At 64.7% G+C, this 17,672-nt stretch carries 15 protein-coding genes and 1 riboswitch; of the genes, 2 read left to right on the top strand and 13 right to left on the bottom strand.

The features are described 5' to 3' along the window. Nucleotides 1-31: 31 nt before the first annotated feature. From QEN71_RS03855 to QEN71_RS03800, 12 genes are read right to left on the bottom strand one after another with little or no spacing between them, the layout of a single operon-like run. Nucleotides 32-1,213 carry a beta-ketoacyl-[acyl-carrier-protein] synthase family protein gene (locus QEN71_RS03855; protein ID WP_201653113.1) on the bottom strand — a complete coding sequence of 394 codons (1,182 nt, stop codon included), beginning with the start codon at nucleotides 1,211-1,213 and terminating at the stop codon, nucleotides 32-34. Further along, nucleotides 1,210-3,627, bottom strand: coding sequence for an MMPL family transporter (locus tag QEN71_RS03850; protein WP_201653398.1), 2,418 nt, complete (start codon nucleotides 3,625-3,627; stop codon nucleotides 1,210-1,212). The genes QEN71_RS03855 and QEN71_RS03850 overlap by 4 nt, the downstream gene beginning before the upstream one ends. Then, on the bottom strand, nucleotides 3,627-4,295 hold the full coding sequence (locus QEN71_RS03845) for an outer membrane lipoprotein carrier protein LolA (protein ID WP_201653110.1): 669 nt from the start codon (nucleotides 4,293-4,295) through the stop codon (nucleotides 3,627-3,629). Before QEN71_RS03845 ends, QEN71_RS03850 begins: the two co-directional genes overlap by 1 nt. Further along, entirely contained in the window at nucleotides 4,283-4,720 is a 438-nt protein-coding gene (locus QEN71_RS03840; RefSeq protein ID WP_201653107.1) for an acyl-CoA thioesterase, read from the bottom strand. Before QEN71_RS03840 ends, QEN71_RS03845 begins: the two co-directional genes overlap by 13 nt. Continuing rightward, nucleotides 4,713-6,311: an HAL/PAL/TAL family ammonia-lyase gene (locus QEN71_RS03835; RefSeq protein WP_201653104.1), complete on the bottom strand. Its 1,599-nt coding sequence runs from the start codon at nucleotides 6,309-6,311 to the stop codon at nucleotides 4,713-4,715. Before QEN71_RS03835 ends, QEN71_RS03840 begins: the two co-directional genes overlap by 8 nt. Further along, nucleotides 6,298-8,073, bottom strand: coding sequence for a glycosyltransferase family 2 protein (locus tag QEN71_RS03830; RefSeq protein WP_201653101.1), 1,776 nt, complete (start codon nucleotides 8,071-8,073; stop codon nucleotides 6,298-6,300). The genes QEN71_RS03835 and QEN71_RS03830 overlap by 14 nt, the downstream gene beginning before the upstream one ends. Continuing rightward, a complete protein-coding gene (locus QEN71_RS03825) occupies nucleotides 8,070-9,758 on the bottom strand; it encodes an AMP-binding protein (RefSeq protein WP_201653098.1) in 1,689 nt (562 codons plus the stop codon). The genes QEN71_RS03830 and QEN71_RS03825 overlap by 4 nt, the downstream gene beginning before the upstream one ends. Then, nucleotides 9,755-10,453 carry a COG4648 family protein gene (locus tag QEN71_RS03820; protein WP_201653095.1) on the bottom strand — a complete coding sequence of 233 codons (699 nt, stop codon included), beginning with the start codon at nucleotides 10,451-10,453 and terminating at the stop codon, nucleotides 9,755-9,757. The genes QEN71_RS03825 and QEN71_RS03820 overlap by 4 nt, the downstream gene beginning before the upstream one ends. Next, nucleotides 10,453-10,704, bottom strand: coding sequence for an acyl carrier protein (locus QEN71_RS03815; RefSeq protein ID WP_028369852.1), 252 nt, complete (start codon nucleotides 10,702-10,704; stop codon nucleotides 10,453-10,455). Before QEN71_RS03815 ends, QEN71_RS03820 begins: the two co-directional genes overlap by 1 nt. Nucleotides 10,705-10,706: 2 nt before the next feature. Next, nucleotides 10,707-11,006 (bottom strand): phosphopantetheine-binding protein, encoded by a 300-nt coding sequence (locus QEN71_RS03810; RefSeq protein WP_012400100.1) that lies wholly within the window; start codon nucleotides 11,004-11,006, stop codon nucleotides 10,707-10,709. Then, the gene (locus QEN71_RS03805) at nucleotides 10,987-11,781 is read right to left on the bottom strand and encodes a lysophospholipid acyltransferase family protein (RefSeq protein ID WP_201653093.1); all 795 of its coding nucleotides are present in this window, start codon (nucleotides 11,779-11,781) and stop codon (nucleotides 10,987-10,989) included. The genes QEN71_RS03810 and QEN71_RS03805 overlap by 20 nt, the downstream gene beginning before the upstream one ends. Next, the gene (locus QEN71_RS03800; RefSeq protein ID WP_201653090.1) at nucleotides 11,765-12,505 is read right to left on the bottom strand and encodes a beta-ketoacyl synthase chain length factor; all 741 of its coding nucleotides are present in this window, start codon (nucleotides 12,503-12,505) and stop codon (nucleotides 11,765-11,767) included. Before QEN71_RS03800 ends, QEN71_RS03805 begins: the two co-directional genes overlap by 17 nt. Nucleotides 12,506-13,021: 516 nt before the next feature. Next, nucleotides 13,022-13,204: riboswitch (yybP-ykoY riboswitch) on the top strand. A 54-nt stretch (nucleotides 13,205-13,258) separates the two neighbouring features. Here QEN71_RS03800 and QEN71_RS03795 point away from each other — a divergent pair. After that, nucleotides 13,259-13,831 carry a TMEM165/GDT1 family protein gene (locus tag QEN71_RS03795; protein ID WP_201653087.1) on the top strand — a complete coding sequence of 191 codons (573 nt, stop codon included), beginning with the start codon at nucleotides 13,259-13,261 and terminating at the stop codon, nucleotides 13,829-13,831. Nucleotides 13,832-13,940: 109 nt separating this feature from the next. Here the strand turns inward: QEN71_RS03795 and QEN71_RS03790 are convergent, their stop codons facing one another. Further along, nucleotides 13,941-14,642 (bottom strand): DUF4136 domain-containing protein, encoded by a 702-nt coding sequence (locus QEN71_RS03790; RefSeq protein ID WP_201653084.1) that lies wholly within the window; start codon nucleotides 14,640-14,642, stop codon nucleotides 13,941-13,943. Between the two features lie 207 nt (nucleotides 14,643-14,849). Here QEN71_RS03790 and pepN point away from each other — a divergent pair, with 207 nt between their 5' ends. Then, entirely contained in the window at nucleotides 14,850-17,552 is a 2,703-nt protein-coding gene (pepN, locus tag QEN71_RS03785) for an aminopeptidase N (protein ID WP_201653080.1), read from the top strand. The last annotated feature ends 120 nt before the right edge of the window (nucleotides 17,553-17,672 follow it).

Raw genomic sequence — 17,672 nt, 5'->3', positions numbered from 1 at the left:
GTCGTTATGTTTTTTCGGATGTCCTGTCGGTTCAGCGCGCCAGTATCAGGCTGACGTTGCTGCCGCCGAACGCGAACGAATTGCTCATCACGTATCGCGTGCCGTCGCGCGGCACGCGCCGCTCGTCTTGCACGAGATCGAGTTCGGGCAATGCCGGGTCGGCTTCGCCATCCCATTGATGACGCGGCATCGAAACATCGTCGCGTGCGAGCGTGAGCCACGCGAAGCCCAGTTCCGTCGCGCCCGCTGCGCCGAGCTGATGCCCCGTCAGCGGCTTCGTGCCGCTCGCGGGCACGCCGTCCGCGAACACGCGCGACATCAGATGCGCTTCCATGTCGTCGTTCTTGCGCGTGGCGGTTGCGTGCAGATTCACATACGCGATCGCCGATGCGTCGATGCCTGCGTCCTCGAGCGCCGCGCGCAAGGCCAGTTCGCCACCGACGCCATTCGGGTCCGGCGCGGACACATGATGCGCATCGCTCGATTCGCCCGCGCCCGCAAGCCGCACTTCGCCTTCGTCGCGTGTCATCAGAAACACGGCGGCGCCTTCGCCGACATTGATGCCGTTGCGGTTGCGACTCATCGGATTGGTGCGCGTCACACTCGTCGATTCGAGCGACGCGAAGCCCTGCACGGTCAGCTCGCACAGCGTATCCACGCCGCCGACGATCATCGCGTCGCACAGTCCCAGTTGCAGTAAACGGCGCGCCGACACAAACGCTTTAGCGCTCGAAGTGCAAGCCGTCGATACCGTGAAAGCCGGTCCCTGCACATTCAACGCGGCCGCCGCGAACGGCGCGGCCGTGCCGATTTCCATCTGCCGATAGTTGAAGTCCTCGGGCAGCAGACCCGCTTGCGCCTGGTGAACGAACGCGACTTCGGCGGCGTCGATGCCCGACGTGCTGGTGCCGAGCACGATGCCGATGCGGTGCGAGCCGTAACGCTCGCGCGCCGCTTCGATCGCGGGACGGATCTGTTCGAGCGCGGCGAGCAGCATGCGGTTGTTGCGGCAGTCGAAGCGCTTGAGCGCGGCGGGCGGCGCGATGTCGAGCGGCGTCGACACACGGCCGACGAATGCATCGCCGATGCCCGTATGCATCAGCCCCATTCCCGGCGATTGAGCGGCCTGAAGTGCGGGCACGATCGAAGCGACATCGCCGCCGAGCGCATTGACCATGCCAAGCGCATGCAGATAAACGGGTGGCAAGGTCATGCAACTCTCCTTCTTCCAGGCGGCATGCCGATCGGCGCCAACAGCACCGACACGAGGATGCCGAGCGCCAGCGTGGCGCCGAAACTCTTCAGGGCAGGCATCGCGCTCAAGGCCAGCATGCCGAACGACAGCAGCGTCGTCGCGGCGGACAGCAGCACGCCCGTCCAGACCGCGCCGAGATCGGCGTGATCGCGCAGGCAGCCTTCGCGCAGGAACACCGCATAGTTTGCGCCGACGCCGAGCACGAGCATCAGCGCGAGGCAGTTGAACAGATTGAGCGGCACGCGCGCATAGCCGAACGCGGCAAGCGTCACGCCGATCGCGAGCAGCACGGGCAGCGTCGTCGCGATGCCGCCGCGCGGCGTGTAGCGCACCATCAGCAGGATCAGCACGAGCAGCAGCGCGCCCGCAAGCCAGATACCGCTATCGACGCGATACGCGCCGAACAGCTTCGACACGCTCGCGGCCTTGTCGACGAATACGACGCCTTCAATCGAGCGTGCTGTGCCGATCAGCGCGTTGATGTTTTGAGGCGTCACGCGCTGCGGAATCACGATGGCCGCGTAGCCATGTTCGCCGTGTGATTCGACCGCACCGAGCCACAGATGACGATAAGGCTGCGACCACGGCGCGGCGAGCCAGCGCTCGACCGTCAACGGGGTTGCATTCGACTTCGCGTACGAAGCGATCCACGCATCGGCGATTTCATCGCGGTAGCCCGCTTGCAGCAGCATCGAACGAAGCGCGGCGGGATCGTTGAATACGTGCTGTGCGAGGACTACACGCGCATCGGCCTGTCGTTGCGCCGACGGCACGAACTGCGTCACCGATTGCCACCCGTTCACCGATTGCGCGCCGCTCAACGCATCGAGCTTCGCGCCGAGCGCTTCCGCGCGCTGCAACACGATGTCCTGCGACGCACCGCGTACCACGAAAAACTGCGCGGTGTTATCGACGCCGATCGCATTGCGCACCTGATCTTCCTGTGCGACGAGCGCGGGATCGCGCTGGATCAGCAGATGGATGTCGTCGTCGCTGGTGAGGCGCAGCCAGCCGGGAATCGCGATCAGCACCAGCACGCCTGCGACGATCCACGAGCGCCGTCCGCCGATCGTCGCGTGCCAGCGCGCGAGCAACGTCGCCGCGCGCAGAAAGAGCCGACGTTGCGCACGCTTCGGTCCCTTCACGAGCAGCGTAGGCAGCAGCCACAGCACGGACGCGAACGCCGTGCAGATGCCGACGATCGCAAAGCACGCGATCTGCTTGAGCGCCGGGAACGGCACCCACGCGAGAATGGCGTAGCCGAGCAGGCTCGTCGCGAGCGCGACGCTCAGCGCGGGACGCACCGAGCGCGCGCCCTGCCGCGCATTCCAGCCGCCGCGTTGTCCAAGGCCAGCGCCGAGATAGACGACGAAGTATTGAATCGAATAATCGACGGCCTCGCCGATCAGACTCGCACCGAACACGAGTGTCAGCAGATGCAGCTTGCCGAACACGAGCATCGTCGCGGCCAATGCACACACGATGCCGAGCGCCGTCGATACGAAGCCGAACAGCAACAGGCGCGGCGAGCGGAACACCCACAGCATCAGCAGCGCGATGCCGCACGCGGACGCGACGCCGATCAGGTGCACTTCGCGCTCCGATGCGCTGCGCGCCGATTCCGCGTAGAACACGGCACCCGTGCGCGCGACGCTCGCATCGGGAAAGGAAGTCTTCAATGAAGTCTGTGCCTGCGCGACAGCCGACAGCACCGCGTGCTGTGTCTGCGTTTCGTACGCTGAACCCGGCAGCGTCGTGACGACGAGCACGCTTGTCGCATCGCCGCGATGCGCGACGAGCATGTTGTCTTCGAGATCGAGATTCGATGTGGCGAGCGGCAGCGCCGACAGCCAGTGTTCGAGCCCGCCGAACGGATCGTCGGCGAGTTGGGTGGCGAGTGGGCCGCGCACCGGGTTGTAGATGCGCTGCATCAGCGCGTCGTGCAGTGAAGCTGAGCCATTCGCGATCGCGTCGCGATCGTCGCGCGTCAGCAGATTGAAGCGATACGGCATATACAGCGCGCCGATCTGCGACATATCGAACGGCGGCAACTCCGCCGTCACGGAGGCAAATGCGCCGCTCTTCTGCAACGCCGCGCCGAACTGCTTCGCCGCCGCCTTCGCGTGATCGTCGTCCTTGCTCGTCACCAGAAACACCGTGCGATCGCCGAGCGCGTTGGCAAGCGTATCGACGGCTTTTTCGGCGACAGGATCGGCTTCCGTCGCGGGCAGCAGCGCGAGCAGGTTCGTTTCCAGCGGCGACGGCCCCGTGAAGCGCCAGGCGCAGTACAGCGAAGCGACGAGCGCGAGCACGAGCCATGCGGCCCGGATGCTCCACAACTGCGTCTTCGTCCACTGTCGCGCCATCAGCATCATTGTGCTCCTAGCAGCGTGCGCTCGGCAGGCGCCAGATCATCGATCGCCTCGCTCTTCGCGAACTCGATCTGCGTGACGTCACCGTTCGCGAGCGTGATGCGCAACGACTGAAGGAATTCGCCGCCCGTCATCTGCAAGCCCTTGATGGATTGCGCGAGTTGCGGCTGGTTCGGCTTCAGATCGAGCTTCCATTGCGACGGCGTGCCCTGTGCATCGACGTCGAATTGCGAATACAGCGCGGACAGATCGCCGCCGAGCATCGCACGCATCATCTTCGATACCTGCGCGACGCCGCGCACGCCTTGCGCGCTTTTCGTGTTGACGCGCTTGCCATTCGCATCGACTTCACTAACGCCGGCATCGCCGATCACGTACGTCGCCTTGTACGGCGTATCGACGCGCCAGATCACGCCGCGCTCGCGGAAGAACACCAGCGTGCCCGTGCTGACGAGCGGCTGCTTCATCGCGGAGAGCGTCTGCGTCTGTGTGAATTGCGCGCGCACGCCTTTGGTCTGCGCGAGCCGCGCAGCGACCTGCGAGACGAGCGCCGTGTTGCCGTTTTGCGCCTGCGCCTGCGTTGCCGCTTGCGCGACGTTAAACGGATTCACGCTTGCAGCAGCGAGCAATAGCGCAGTCAACGCGATGCGTAGTCTCATCGTGCCCATGCGCGCTCCAGCTTTTCGAACACGACGGGCGGCGACACGAACTGCGTTTCCTGCGTGGAGGCTTCGATGGCGACCTGAATCGTCGTGCCCTTCGTCAGCCGCGTGCCCGTCGCGCAATCGACGATTTCATAGCCTATTTTCAGGCGGTTTTCGAATTCGAGCAGTTCGGTGCGGACGTCGATCCGCTGGCCGTAGGTTGCGGGCCGCACGTACTTCAGATGCGCCTCGACGATCGGCCACAGATAACCCGACGCCTGCATCTCGCGATAGTCGTAATCGAAAGCACGCAACAGCGCGGCCCGGCCGATCTCGAAGTACTTCAGATAATGGCCGTGCCAGCACACGTTCATCGCGTCGACGTCATGAAACGGCACTTCGACGATCGCGCTTGCCTTCAACGTCTTGTGCGGATGGCGTTCATTCATGATGCGCGCCTCCTTCGATCAACGCACAATCGGCGATACGCGCCGTCAATGCGCGTAAATCGCTTTCGAGCGCGCGGTCTTCGTCGACGAACGGCGACATCGACGCGACGCTCTCCGCGAACGCGCGCAACGGCGCGGGCACGAGCGTCGCATCGTTGAGACGCACACGCAGCTTCAGCGCCTGCACAGCAGCGAGCGTATGCGCCGCCGCGACCTGCTCCGTCAGTTCGAGCACGCGCAGACAGTCGCGCGCGGCGATCGTGCCCATGCTGACCTTGTCCTGATTGTGCGCTTCCGTCGAACGCGAGAACACGCTCGCCGGCATCGTGTGCTTGAGCGCTTCCGCCGTCCATGCCGACGACGAAATCTGCACTGCCTTGAAGCCGTGATTGATCGGCGCGCGCGCCGAAGTCGCGCCCGTCAGGTTGCGCGGCAAGCCGTTGTTGAACTTGTCGTCGACGATCAGCGCGAGTTGCCGGTCCATCAGATCGGCGAGATTGGCGACGGCCGTCTTCAACGCGTCCATCGCGAACGCAATATGGCCGCCGTAGAAGTTGCCGCCGTGCAGCACACGCTCGCCATCGGGATCGATCAGCGGATTGTCGTTCGCGCTGTTGAGTTCGTTCTCGACGTCGCGGCGCACCCACGACAGCGCATCGACGACCACGCCGATCACATGCGGCGCGCAGCGGATCGAATAGCGATCCTGCAAGCGATGACCCGGCGTATCGTCGCGGCCTTCGAGGTCCGCGCGAATCCATGCGGCGGCATCGGCCTGGCCTGCGTGCGGCTTTGCTTCGAAGATCATCGCGTCGAAGTGCGCGGCGCGGCCGTCGAGTGCGACCGTCGACAGCGCTGTCAAACGCGCGACCACTCGCGCGAGATGTTCGGCGCGCGCGAACGCAAGACACGCGAGGCCCGTCATCACGGCCGTGCCGTTCATCAGCGCGAGGCCTTCCTTCGGCGCGAGCATCAAAGGCGCGTGACCGAGTTGCGTCCAGACGCCCGCGGCATCGCGCAGCGCGCCGTCGAACATCACGTCGCGTTCACCGACAAGCGCCGCCGCCACATACGACAGCGGCGTCAGATCGCCGCTTGCGCCGACCGAGCCTTCCGACGGAATGCGCGGCAGCACGCGATGATTGACGAGATCGGCGAGCCGTTCGAGCAGCACGGGGCGCACGCCGGAGAAGCCGTACGCAAGCGAGTTCAGACGCGCGGCGATCACGGCGAGCGTCTGCGCATCGTCGAGATGCGCGCCCATGCCGCAGCCGTGATAGCGCGTGAGTTGCAGCGGCAACGCTTCGACGAGTTCCATCGGCACGTCGACCACGCACGCGTCGCCGTAACCCGTATTCACGCCGTACACCGTTTCGCCCGCCGCGAGATGACGGCGCAGAAAATCCGCGCCGCGCTGGATGCGCGAGCGCCACGCGGGATCGCCGCTCAACGCAACGTGCGCGCGGCCCTTCGCAATCGCGACGACTTCTTCGATCGACAGCCTGCGTCCGCCGATCACCACCGTTCGCGGCGCTGACACACTCGCAGCGCTTGCAGCGTGCGTATCGTCGATCAGATCATGTTCGGACATTCGCGTCTCCGTGCGGGATGGCACCCGTTATCGCTTTTCGGGGACGCGCCCAGAAATCGAAAAAATTGAACCATTGATAAGGCGCCTTGCGGCAATAGTGCTCCAGACGCGACGCATAGCGCTGCGCCCATGCCGCGATATGCTGCGCGCGTTCGCGGCGCGGCAGGTCGATGCGTTCAGCGAACGGCTCGAAGTACAGGCGGTAGCGCTCGCGATTGCGCTCGTCGCGCTCTTTCAGGCAGAAGAACAGATACACCGGGCAGCCGAGCGCATGCGCGAGCACATAAGGCCCTTGCGCGAACGGCGCCGTTGCGCCGAGGAACTGCGCGTCGGTCGTGCGGCCCGAATCGCGCGCGGGCACCCGGTCGCCGACGATCACGAGCAGTTCGCCCGCGTCGATGCGCTCCTGCATCATCATCGACGTCTCGGGGCCGAAGTCGCTCACCTGAACCAGACGCTTTGCAAAATCGCTGCTCGCCGTCGACAGCACGCTGTTGAAACGCTTCGCGTGCTCGGTGTAGACGATGGCCGTGACCTTCGCATGACCGCCCTTCGCGGCAAGTGCGCGCGTCATTTCGAGGTTGCCGAGATGCGCGCCGATCACGAGCGCGCCGCGTTTGCTTGCGATCAACTCGTCGAACGCGGATGAATCGTCGAATACGACGTCGCTGGAATCGATACGGCCCGACCACGCAGCGAGCTTGTCGAGCCCGGATTGCGCGAACGCCAGCATCTGCCGATACGCGGAGCGCCAACCGGGACGCGGCGTACGCTCGCCTTGCGCGGCCTGTTCGAGATGCGTGAAGTATGTACGCGACGCCGCACGTGCATCGCGGCCCGTCAACAGAAAATACGCGACCACGGGATGCAGCCACAACGCAGTAAAGCCCATGCCGAACAGCTTGCAACTGAGCGCGAGCAACCTCATGCCGAGACGGCTGCCGCGTTCGGCGACACGCCACCACTTCGTGTTGTCGCCGTTCGAATGCGACGTAGAAGCACCCGATTTGCGCGGCATGAACTTGTGCGCGAGCAGCATCGGCAGACGCAGCAGCATTCCGCATGCGAGCCGCGTATGGCTCGCGCTGATGCGCACGTTGTCCCACAGCACGTCGAAGTGCGACACGCCGTCCGTCGCGTAGACGACGCGCGTCGGAATCGCGCGGAACGCGAGACGCCGCCAGTACAGGCGCACGAGAATCTCGATGTCGAAGTCCATACGCGTCGGCAGCTGCACGCTGTCGATCAGCGCACACGCGGCGTCGAGCGGATAGAGACGGAAGCCGCACATCGAATCGCGGATCGTGAACGACAGCGTTTCGATCCATACCCACACGTGCGTCAGATAGCGGCCATACAGACGCGACTTCGGCACGCTCTCGTCATACACAGGACGGCCGAGAATCACGGCGCCCGGCTCGGCGCGCGCAGCATCGAGAAAGAGCGGCACGTCGTTCGCATCGTGCTGGCCGTCCGCGTCGATCTGCAAGGCGTGCGTGTAGCCCGCGCGCTTCGCGGCGCGCAGCCCCGCCATCACGGCCGCGCCCTTGCCGCCGTTCACAGGCAGACGCAGCAGCGTCATCTGCTCGCGATACTGGCAGGCGAGCTTCGCGAGCACGGCTTGCGTCGCTTCATCGCTGCCATCGTCGACGACGAAAATGGGAAGCTTGTGAACGAGAAGACGCTCGACGGTGCCGCCGATCGCATCCTTGTGGTTGTAGATCGGAATGACGACGCACGGCGCGAAAATCGCTTCGCTCATGCGCGCTCCCGGTACACGATCACGCCCGACGAACTGTCGCGGCCATCGATGCGATACGCGAACTGCACGCGCCGCCGCGCGGCATCGTGCGACAGCTTCAGGTCGAGCACGGCGCCCGGCATTACGGGCGCGGTGAATTTCAGGCGATCGACGGATTCGATGTCGCGCAGACCCGTCACATGCTCGGCGGCGAGGCGGATCGCCCAGTCGAGCTGCACGACGCCGGGCAGAATCGGCAGGCCGGGAAAGTGGCCTTCGAAATGCACGAGTGTGGGCGGTACGCGCAGTTCGTAATGCAGGTCGTCGCCATTACGCGCTTCGGACAGCACTTCGAAGCCTTCGATGCGCGGCTCGAATGCGGCGGCAACTGACGCGACGGGCAGCTTGCCGCGTGCATCGAACGGCAACGCGATGCGAAAGCGCCAGTGACGCGGCAGCACGACCACATCGAAATACGCGGCAAGGTGCCGGCGCAACGTCTTCGCGAGCGCGACGCGTCCTTCGCTGCGCAGCGCTTCGCTGCCGGCTTCATTCAACGCGACCACGGCGCCAACGCGTTCACGCGACGCACCCGCGAGCGGCACCACAGCCGCCTGCGCAACATACGGATGCAGCGCGAGACGCGCTTCGACTTCGGGCAGCGACACACGCTTGCCGTCGAGCTTGATCACGCGATCGAGACGCCCCAGCAGACGGAAGCGGCCTTCGTCGTCGAATGCGATGGCGTCGTCGGTGCGATGCCAGTCGTCGTGACCGAGATGCGCCGAGCGCACGTTCAACGCGCCATCCTCGCCGCGCCGCACGTCGACGCCGTTGACGGGCCGCCACGCCGACGTCTCGTTCTGCCGGCGCCACGCGATGCCGCCCGTTTCCGTGCTGCCGTAGATTTCGATCGGCGCGCTGCCGAATGCCGTCGCGTACTCGGAAGCGGCTTCGGCGGAAAGCGGTCCGCCCGACGAAAAGAATGCGCGCGGAGCAGGCGCGAGCGCCGCGAAGCCGGGCAACGCAGGCCAGCGCGACAGCTGCGCCGGCGACGACACGACCACCGTCGCGCCGCATTGCGCAATGCGCGCCTGCACATGTTGCGGCTCGATGCACACGGCGCGGTCGAATGCGCGCCCTGCCGCGAGCGGCCACATCACGCGAAACAGCAAACCGTAAATGTGATGATGCGGAACGCTCGCGAGCATCGTCGCGTCGCCGACGAGCGCGCCCCACTCGCGTTCGAGCGTGTGCACTTCGGCGTCGAACTGCGCGAGCGTCTTGTGAATCGGCTTCGGCGTGCCGCTGCTGCCCGACGTGTAGAGCGTGAGCGGCGCGTGCGGATCGATGTGCAGCGGTGTCACCGATGGTGCGTGCGTCGACGCATGCGCGCGAATGTCGGCATCGGTGAGTACGGCATCGTAGGCATCGGCGAGATCGGCGAGATAGCCGGGCGTCGCGTTCGCCGGAATCACAGGCGTCTTGCCGCAAGCGAAGAGCGCGAACAGTGCGCACGCAAAGTCGAACGGATCGTCGATGCACAACGCATAGCGATGCGCCTGCGTTTCGCGCAACTGCTGCGCGAGTGCGAAGACGCGCGCGCGGAAGGCGGCGAAATCGATCGTGTTAGCGGATTCGTCGTCGCGGCAAACGGGCACATTGGCAGCGCGCTCGCACGACAGCAGTTCGTGCAGTGCGATCATGCCGCCTCCGAGCGCCGGGCGCGCGGCAGGATCACGAGATAGCGCCATACGATTTCGCCCACCAGCAGCACACCGATGAGCCCATAAGCAATCGCGCCGTTATAGAGCGACCACGCTTCGCGCGGCCAGTACAGCGCGGTGTAGAGAGAAAACAGACCATTCGCCAGAAAGAACGCGCACCAGATCTGCGTCACGCGACGCGTGTGGCGGATCGCCGGCTCGCTCAGATTGGGCGTGCCGATGCGCGCGAATTTTTCGATCATCGTCGGGCCGCGCACGAGCGTCGCGCCGAACGCGATCAGCAAACCGAGATTCACCAGCGACGGATAGATGCGCAGCAACAGTTCGCTGTTCGTCCACACGATGGCAGCCGACGCTACGCTCAGCATGAGCGCCACGCCCCAGTCGATACGCGTGAGCTTGCGTAGCGACGCGCCGAACGCGCCCGTCCCCGCGCAACGCTGAAGCCACAGCAGCGCGAACAGCAGGCAACCGACGAAGCGCGGCTCGTCCCAGAACCACGCGCACAGAATCACGGCGGGATACGCGAGCTTGGCGAGTACGCCGAGCGCGAAGCCGAGCCAGCCGCGCGGGCGCGAGTCGTTTTGCACTGCGTCCTGCACAGCTTCTTGCGCCACGGGCGGCGTCTGCTTGTCGTCCGAAGCGCCGTGCGCGTGCGAACGTTGCGCGTGCATCAGCCCTGCGCCGCGAGCAGCGATTCGACGGCAACGATCACGTCGCCGACCGTGCGCACCGACTTGAACTCCTCCGGCTTGATCCGGCGGCCCGTCATCTCCTGCAGCTTGATCGCGAGATCGACGGCGTCGATGCTGTCCAGATCGAGCTCTTCGAACAGGTGCGCTTCGGGCGTCACGCGCTCGGGCTCGATTGCGAAGTTTTCTTTGAAGATGGCGCGGATGCGCTCAAGGATCTCGGTGTCGGTCACGGTCATTCCCCTTTCTTTGTGGTATCGCCCGATTCATGCGCAAGCTCGCGCTGGCTTGCCACCAGCGCCGCGAGCGTATTGATCGAGCGGAAGTGCTCTCGCGTGCGTTCGTCGTTCGCCGCGATCGTCAATTGATAGTGTTTGCGCAGCACGATGCCGATTTCGAGCGCGTCGATCGAATCGAGACCGACACCGTCGGTATCGAAGAGCGGCGCGTCGTCGTCGATGTCGGCGGGCGTCAGGTCTTCCAGATCGAGCGCTTCGATCAGAAGCTGTTTGATTTCAAGCTTTAAAGAATCCATAGTCGAACAGGTGCTGTGTGATATGTGCTTCGATGGCGCTCGTCACCGTGCGGGCAGCCAGCGCGGGCGGTTCGTCGTGCGCCGCGAAGGCGTCCGCGCCGACGGGTGCGAGCACGTTGACGCGCATGCGGAACGCGCGCTCGGGCACGTTGTACCAGCGCATGCCCTTCGTGAACGCGGGCGGATCGCAGTCCATCAGGACGGGCAAAATCGGCGCACCGGACTTGAGCGCCATGTGCGCGAAACCGCGTGAAAAAGCATGCATCCGGTTGCGCGCCGGGCTGCGCGTGCCTTCCGGAAAGATGATCATCGTGTAGCCACTCGCGAGTTGCCGCGCGCCCGCTTCTACGAGTTCGAGCGGATCGGCGTTGCTGACGTATTCCGCCGCGCGCACGACGCCCCAGAAAAACGGATTGCCCCAATGCGCGCTCTTGACGACGCAGCACGCGCGCGGCGTCAGCGACAGCAGCACCATCACGTCGAGCCACGTCGGGTGATTCGCGACCACGATAGCCGGGTCGTTGCGCTGACGGCGCAGCGCGGCGACACCGTGCGCATCGAGCTCCATCACGCCGACCCATTGCAGCACGGCCACGAGCGCGCGGAAAAACGCGTGAATGATGGAAGTGATCGCCAGCTGCTTCGACGCGCGATGCGGCCACAGCCACGCGAGCGGAAACAGGATCAGCGAAAAGCCGAGTCCGCAGATGCCGAATGCCGTGAACGCGAGCGCCGTCGCGACGAGGCGCCAGTGGTAGTCAAGCCACGCCTTCATCCCAGCTCCATTCCCAGACGGCATATTCGCTGCACCATTGCGCAGCCGTATGCGTGTCGAGGCAGTGATGAACAGCCTGGCTCTGCGTTGCAAAGAGAGTGCCTGTTTGATCGGGCGCGGCTCTGTCTGCTGCGTTATCTGTTGCGTTATCTGTTGCACCACCTGCTGCGACGGACGTGCGCGAGCAGGACAGCCGACCTGTCGCGCTTGCGTCGAGCAGGATCGCGAGCGCGCCGCCCTGCACTTCTTCTTCGATCGTGCCGTACGCGGGATCGGCGGGCTCGTCGGCATAGACGAGCAGAACGGGCGTCGAGGTGTCGGTCGAATATTGCGCGTGCGCTTCGAGCAGCGCGTAGCCGAGCGTTTCGGCACCCGCCGACAGCGCGCTCGCGGCCGAGCGGTCGCCGCGCGCGATGCCGAACACGCCCGTCATCGCGTTGAGCACGGAAAGACTGAAGGAAGTCGGCGAAACCGGTTCGCCCGCGCTGATGTTGCGCAGGATGTCCGTGGTGCGGCGCAGCTCGCCGTGGCGCGATGCGAACACGATCCGGACACTGGGTTTGTCCGCGGCGCAGTCGTGCGCGACCTTCAGTGCAATGCGCGACAGCGTGCTGAGACGACGCCGCACCATCGGCTCGATGAAGCCAATGTCGGGGGCGACGGCTGCGACGGCAGGCCACGAAGACCAGCGAGCAACCGGAATGGTCCAGTGCAGATCGGGCATATCGGTGTTCGCGCGTGAAGGCTGCTGGCGCCAGAGGCGCGCCTGCCGTCGACAGCACGTGAAGCGCGCTACTCCCGGGCGGGGCGCGACGCCAGGTTGATGAGTCCACTTTTCTTTTAAGGATTCACCAAAATAACGGCACGCAGCGGTGATTATTTAGGGGCGGGACGACAAAACAGGTTTTCGTCTGGTCATTACCTCGGCCGTCCGAAATGATACAGAGCATTTTGGCCGAAATCAGCCAGAAAAGACGTATCCATCTGTATCCGTCTCTTGCACGCGACGAAAGCGTTTTCCCACCTGACGCGGCCCGCCCCAACAGGCTTTGCCGTCGCCCGGCGCGGAAATCACGCCGAATCACGCCATCTGTTACTGCCTATTCCCATCGGTGCCGACGACAAATACGTTAAAAAACGATAATTGCGGCCGGTTTTGCAACGACCTGCTGTCAGTGGCGATAAATGCACAGTAAGTAGCGGGAAATCTTCGCTTTTACGCAAACTGGCGTGCTATACTCCGCCCCTCATTGGGGAGTAGCCGCCCCGCATCATGCCCGCGCAACGGTCAGCTTCACGGCCGGCGAGCGCAGCGTGCGTGATTTGCGGGGGCGCCTGTCAACAGACTTGACCTTTGTGGTCATGGCAGACGCAGCCTCTGGCCTGGCGAGACCGATGATCCACTACCGCCGCTCTAGGGCCCGGCGCGTCGTGGGTCGTCGCTCGCACACATCTCGGCCCGAGGAATCTATCAAACGTGGAACAAGCTTTTCTGATCTCGACCGGCGCGGTCGCGCTCGCTGAAATCGGCGACAAGACGCAACTGCTCTCGCTCGTCCTCGCCGCGCGCTATCGCAAGCCGCTCCCGATCATCCTCGGCGTGCTCGTCGCGACGCTGATCAATCACGCGGGCGCCGGCGCGCTCGGCGCCTGGCTCGGTTCGCTCGTCACGCCGACCGTGATGCGCTGGGCGCTGGCCGCGTCCTTCATCGGCATGGGTCTGTGGATTCTCGTGCCCGACAAGCTCGACGAATCGGAAGCGAACACCAACCGCACGCATTTCGGCGTGTTCGGCGCAACCGTGGTCACGTTCTTTCTCGCTGAAATGGGCGACAAGACGCAGATCGCGACGGTCGCGCTGGCCGCGCGTTTCCACGATTTCTTCGGCGTGGTCGCGGGCACGACGCTCGGCATGATGATCGCGAACGTCCCGGCGATCCTGCTCGGCGACCGCTTCGCGCACCGGCTGCCGACCAAGCTGGTCCACGGCATCGCCGCCGTCATGTTCGTCGTGCTCGGTGCACTGGCGCTGATGGGAGTCGGCGTCTGATGGTTTGAGCGGACGGTCATTTGACAATCCGCGGGTAGAAACGACAACGGCCGCATCGCTCAGACGATGCGGCCGTTTTTTGCCTTCGACGCGCCGCGCGCAAGCGCCTCTACTGAACCGTTTTCGCGCCCGAAGCCGGCACGGGCGGCGCGGCGCTGTCGGCGGCGACTTCGTTGGAAACGCCGCCCTTTCCGTCGACGGGCAGCTTCACGGTGCGCACCACGCCGTTGCCCATGGGGAAATCGGACATCGCGCTGCGCGCCAGATACGGCATCGCGGCGATCAGCGACGATTGCTCGTCCGTATTGCGCGCGGTCACGTTATACATTTCCTTGCCCGTCGCGCGATCCGTGATGCGGATGCCGAGCAGATGCGTGTACACGGGATAGCTCTGGTTCACATAACCTGCCGGATACGGACCCCACGGGCCCCAGGGACCCCACGGATCGAACGGACGGCCCCAGTAATACGGGCCCGGCCACGGGTTGTAGTAGACGGGCTGCGCGACGTTCACCGTATCCGAGCGCATGCCATACGCGAGCGCCACGAGATAGTGCGCGTTGCGCTCGTCGGTCTGGCGGAATGCGTGCAGCGCGAGTTCGTTCGCGACGATCTGCTCGTACGTGGCCTGTTCGAGATTGTTCTTCTGTTCCGGCGTGCGCGTGAACGCGTAGGTGCGCGTCGCGTCGCTGCCGTTCCAGTCGGAAAAGGCCGTCACCTGCGTCGTCACGTAGGTCGTGCAGCCCGCCAGCAACGTGGCGAGCGCCGCGAGCACGAGCGCGGCGTGGCGGGTCAATCGGTCGAGCTTCATGGTCGTCCTCGTTGGTATCGTCGGCCGCGCCTGCCTGCCGGGCAAGCGGATGGGCGGCCCGATAATACGCTGACTGCGCACGACGGTAAAAAGTTCTGTCCGCACGATCGGCCGAGGCTTTGTACAATGGGCCGATCACCCGGCACGCTGTCGTATGTTGCGCTGTATACAACGCGCCGGCTTCGAGCTTATTCCCGAACGCACATCATGGCCGATACCGAAACGCCTCAAGTGATCCGCCGCGCCGACTACGCGCCGCCCGCTTTTCTCATCGATACCGTCGCGCTCGAGTTCGATCTCGTGCCGGAGCGCACGGTCGTCAGGAATACGATGCGCATCCGCCGCAATCCCGACGCGGTGCGCGCCACGCATCTCGAACTGATGGGCGAAGATCTGACGTTCGTCGAAGCGTCGATCGACGGCAAGCCGTATGCCAACGTGCGTGCGCATGAGCACGGCCTGACCGTCGACAACGTGCCCGATTCGTTCGAACTCACGTTGACGGGCATCTGCAACGCGGCAGCGAACACGACGCTGTCGGGACTGTATGTGTCGAGCGGCAACTTCTTTACGCAGTGCGAGGCCGAGGGCTTCCGGCGCATCACGTGGTTCCTCGATCGCCCGGACGTGATGGCCACCTACACGGTCACGCTGCGCGGTGACAAGGCCGCGTATCCGGTGCTGCTGTCCAACGGCAATCTGCTCGAAGAGGGCGACCTGCCCGACGGCCGCCATTTCGCGCGCTGGGAAGATCCGTTCAGGAAGCCGAGCTATCTGTTCGCGCTGGTCGCGGGCAAGCTCGTCGCGCTGGAAGAGCGCGTGAAGACGGGCTCGGGCAAAGAGAAACTCCTGCAGGTCTGGGTCGAGCCGCACGATCTCGACAAGACGCGCCACGCAATGGATTCGCTGATTCACTCGATCCGCTGGGACGAGGAACGCTTCGGCCTCGAACTCGATCTGGACCGCTTCATGATCGTCGCCGTGAGCGACTTCAACATGGGCGCGATGGAGAACAAGGGCCTCAACATCTTCAACACGAAGTACGTGCTGGCCAACCCGGAAACGGCGACCGACACCGACTTCTCGAACATCGAAGCCGTCGTCGGCCACGAATACTTCCATAACTGGACGGGCAATCGCGTCACGTGCCGCGACTGGTTCCAGCTGAGCCTGAAGGAAGGTTTGACGGTGTTCCGCGATCAGGAATTTTCCGCGGACATGGCAAGCGGCGGCAGTTCCGTCGAAGACCAGGCTGCGCGCGCAACCAAGCGCATCGAAGACGTGCGCGTGCTTCGTCAGATGCAGTTCGCCGAAGATGCCGGCCCGATGGCGCACCCCGTCCGCCCGGAAAGCTACGTCGAGATCAACAACTTCTACACGATGACCGTGTACGAGAAAGGCTCGGAAGTCGTGCGGATGTATCAGACGCTGTTCGGACGCGAAGGCTTCCGGCGCGGCATGGATCTGTACTTCAAGCGCCACGACGGCCAGGCGGTGACTTGCGATGACTTCCGTCACGCAATGGCCGACGCGAACGGCCGCGATCTCGCGCAATACGAGCGCTGGTACAGCCAGGCGGGCACGCCGCGTATCGGCGTCGAAACGCATTACGACGCCGCGCAGAAACGCTATACCGTGACGCTCAAGCAGGGTTACGGCGACGCGTCGGCGGCTGCGCGCGACACGCAGAAAGGCCCGCTGCTGATTCCGTTCGCGATCGGTTTGATCGGCGATGACGGCAACGACATGCCGCTGCGTCTCGACGGCGAAGCATCGGCGTCATCGCAGACGACGCGTGTGCTCGAATTCACGCAGACCGAACAGAGCTTCACGTTCGTCGATGTCGCCGAGAAGCCGCTGCCCTCGTTGCTGCGCAATTTCTCGGCGCCCGTCGTGGTCGAGTACGACTATACGGCCGACGAACTCGCCTTCCTGCTCGCGCACGACAGCGATCCGTTCAACCGCTGGGAAGCCGGCCAGCGCCTCGCGACGCGTGAGCTGCTGACGCTCGCCGAGCTGGCGGCGACAGGCAAGGCGCTGGAACTGGACGATACCGTGGTCGCCGCTTTCGGCCGCGTTCTGAACGACGAAACGCTGTCGCCGGCGTTCCGCGAACTCGCGCTGATGTTGCCGTCGGAGGCGTATCTCGCCGAGCAGATGGACGAGTCGAACCCCGCCGCCGTGCACAGCGCGCGCCAGTTCGTGCGCAAGCGCCTCGCGTCCACGCTCAAGGGCGACTGGCTCGCGATCTACGAACGCCATCAGACGCCGGGTGCGTACGAGCCGACGCCTGCGGCGGCCGGCCATCGCGCGCTGAAGAACCTTGCGCTCGCGTATCTCGCCGAACTCGAGGATCCCGCCGACGCCGTACGTCTCGCCAAGGCTCAGTACGACTCGGCGAACAACATGACGGATCGCGCGGCGGCCTTGTCGGCGCTGCTGACGGCGGCGGCTTCGAATGGTGGCACCGCTGCCGCCGAAGCGCTCGGCGACTTCTATCGTCGCTTCGAGAACGAGCCGCTCGTGATCGACAAGTGGTTCGCGCTTCAGGCGATGCAGCGCGGCGCGAAGCAGCGTCCTGTGATCGAAATCGTGCGCAAGCTGATGACGCATCCCGCGTTCACGCTGAAGAATCCGAACCGCGCGCGCTCACTGATCTTCAGCTTCTGCTCGGCGAACCCGGCGCAGTTCCACGCGGAAGACGGCTCGGGTTATGCGTTCTGGGCCGAACAGGTGATCGCGCTCGACGCGCTCAATCCGCAGGTTGCCGCGCGTCTCGCGCGGGCGCTGGAACTGTGGCGACGCTTCACGCCGAGGCTGCGAGACCAGATGCGCGCGGCGCTGGAAAAGGTCGCGACGCAGGCGAAGTCGCGCGACGTCCGCGAAATCGTGGAGAAGGCGCTCGCCTGATTTTCGGTCTTTCCTGGCAAGTCGAAAGCCGGCACGTGTGCCGGCTTTTTTCTTTGGCGGCTGGCCATCTGGCCGAGTGGTTTCAGCGCCTCGTTGCGATCAGACTGAACGCGTCGATTT

The sequence above is a fragment of the Paraburkholderia sabiae genome (assembly GCF_030412785.1).
Taxonomy (GTDB): Bacteria; Pseudomonadota; Gammaproteobacteria; order Burkholderiales; family Burkholderiaceae; genus Paraburkholderia; species Paraburkholderia sabiae.
This window is presented reverse-complemented; position numbering and strand designations above follow the sequence as displayed.

What these genes read in the sequence shown, in the direction of transcription:
- QEN71_RS03810 (WP_012400100.1), bottom strand. Translation starts at nt 11,006, where the DNA reads ATGGATTCTTTAAAGCTTGAAATCAAACAGCTTCTGATCGAAGCGCTC.
- QEN71_RS03800 (WP_201653090.1), bottom strand. Translation starts at nt 12,505, where the DNA reads ATGCCCGATCTGCACTGGACCATTCCGGTTGCTCGCTGGTCTTCGTGG.
- QEN71_RS03820 (WP_201653095.1), bottom strand. Translation starts at nt 10,453, where the DNA reads ATGCACGCGCAACGTTCGCACGCGCACGGCGCTTCGGACGACAAGCAG.
- pepN (WP_201653080.1), top strand. Translation starts at nt 14,850, where the DNA reads ATGGCCGATACCGAAACGCCTCAAGTGATCCGCCGCGCCGACTACGCG.
- QEN71_RS03825 (WP_201653098.1), bottom strand. Translation starts at nt 9,758, where the DNA reads ATGATCGCACTGCACGAACTGCTGTCGTGCGAGCGCGCTGCCAATGTG.
- QEN71_RS03790 (WP_201653084.1), bottom strand. Translation starts at nt 14,642, where the DNA reads ATGAAGCTCGACCGATTGACCCGCCACGCCGCGCTCGTGCTCGCGGCG.
- QEN71_RS03840 (WP_201653107.1), bottom strand. Translation starts at nt 4,720, where the DNA reads ATGAATGAACGCCATCCGCACAAGACGTTGAAGGCAAGCGCGATCGTC.
- QEN71_RS03835 (WP_201653104.1), bottom strand. Translation starts at nt 6,311, where the DNA reads ATGTCCGAACATGATCTGATCGACGATACGCACGCTGCAAGCGCTGCG.
- QEN71_RS03850 (WP_201653398.1), bottom strand. Translation starts at nt 3,627, where the DNA reads ATGCTGATGGCGCGACAGTGGACGAAGACGCAGTTGTGGAGCATCCGG.
- QEN71_RS03805 (WP_201653093.1), bottom strand. Translation starts at nt 11,781, where the DNA reads ATGAAGGCGTGGCTTGACTACCACTGGCGCCTCGTCGCGACGGCGCTC.
- QEN71_RS03845 (WP_201653110.1), bottom strand. Translation starts at nt 4,295, where the DNA reads ATGGGCACGATGAGACTACGCATCGCGTTGACTGCGCTATTGCTCGCT.
- QEN71_RS03855 (WP_201653113.1), bottom strand. Translation starts at nt 1,213, where the DNA reads ATGACCTTGCCACCCGTTTATCTGCATGCGCTTGGCATGGTCAATGCG.
- QEN71_RS03830 (WP_201653101.1), bottom strand. Translation starts at nt 8,073, where the DNA reads ATGAGCGAAGCGATTTTCGCGCCGTGCGTCGTCATTCCGATCTACAAC.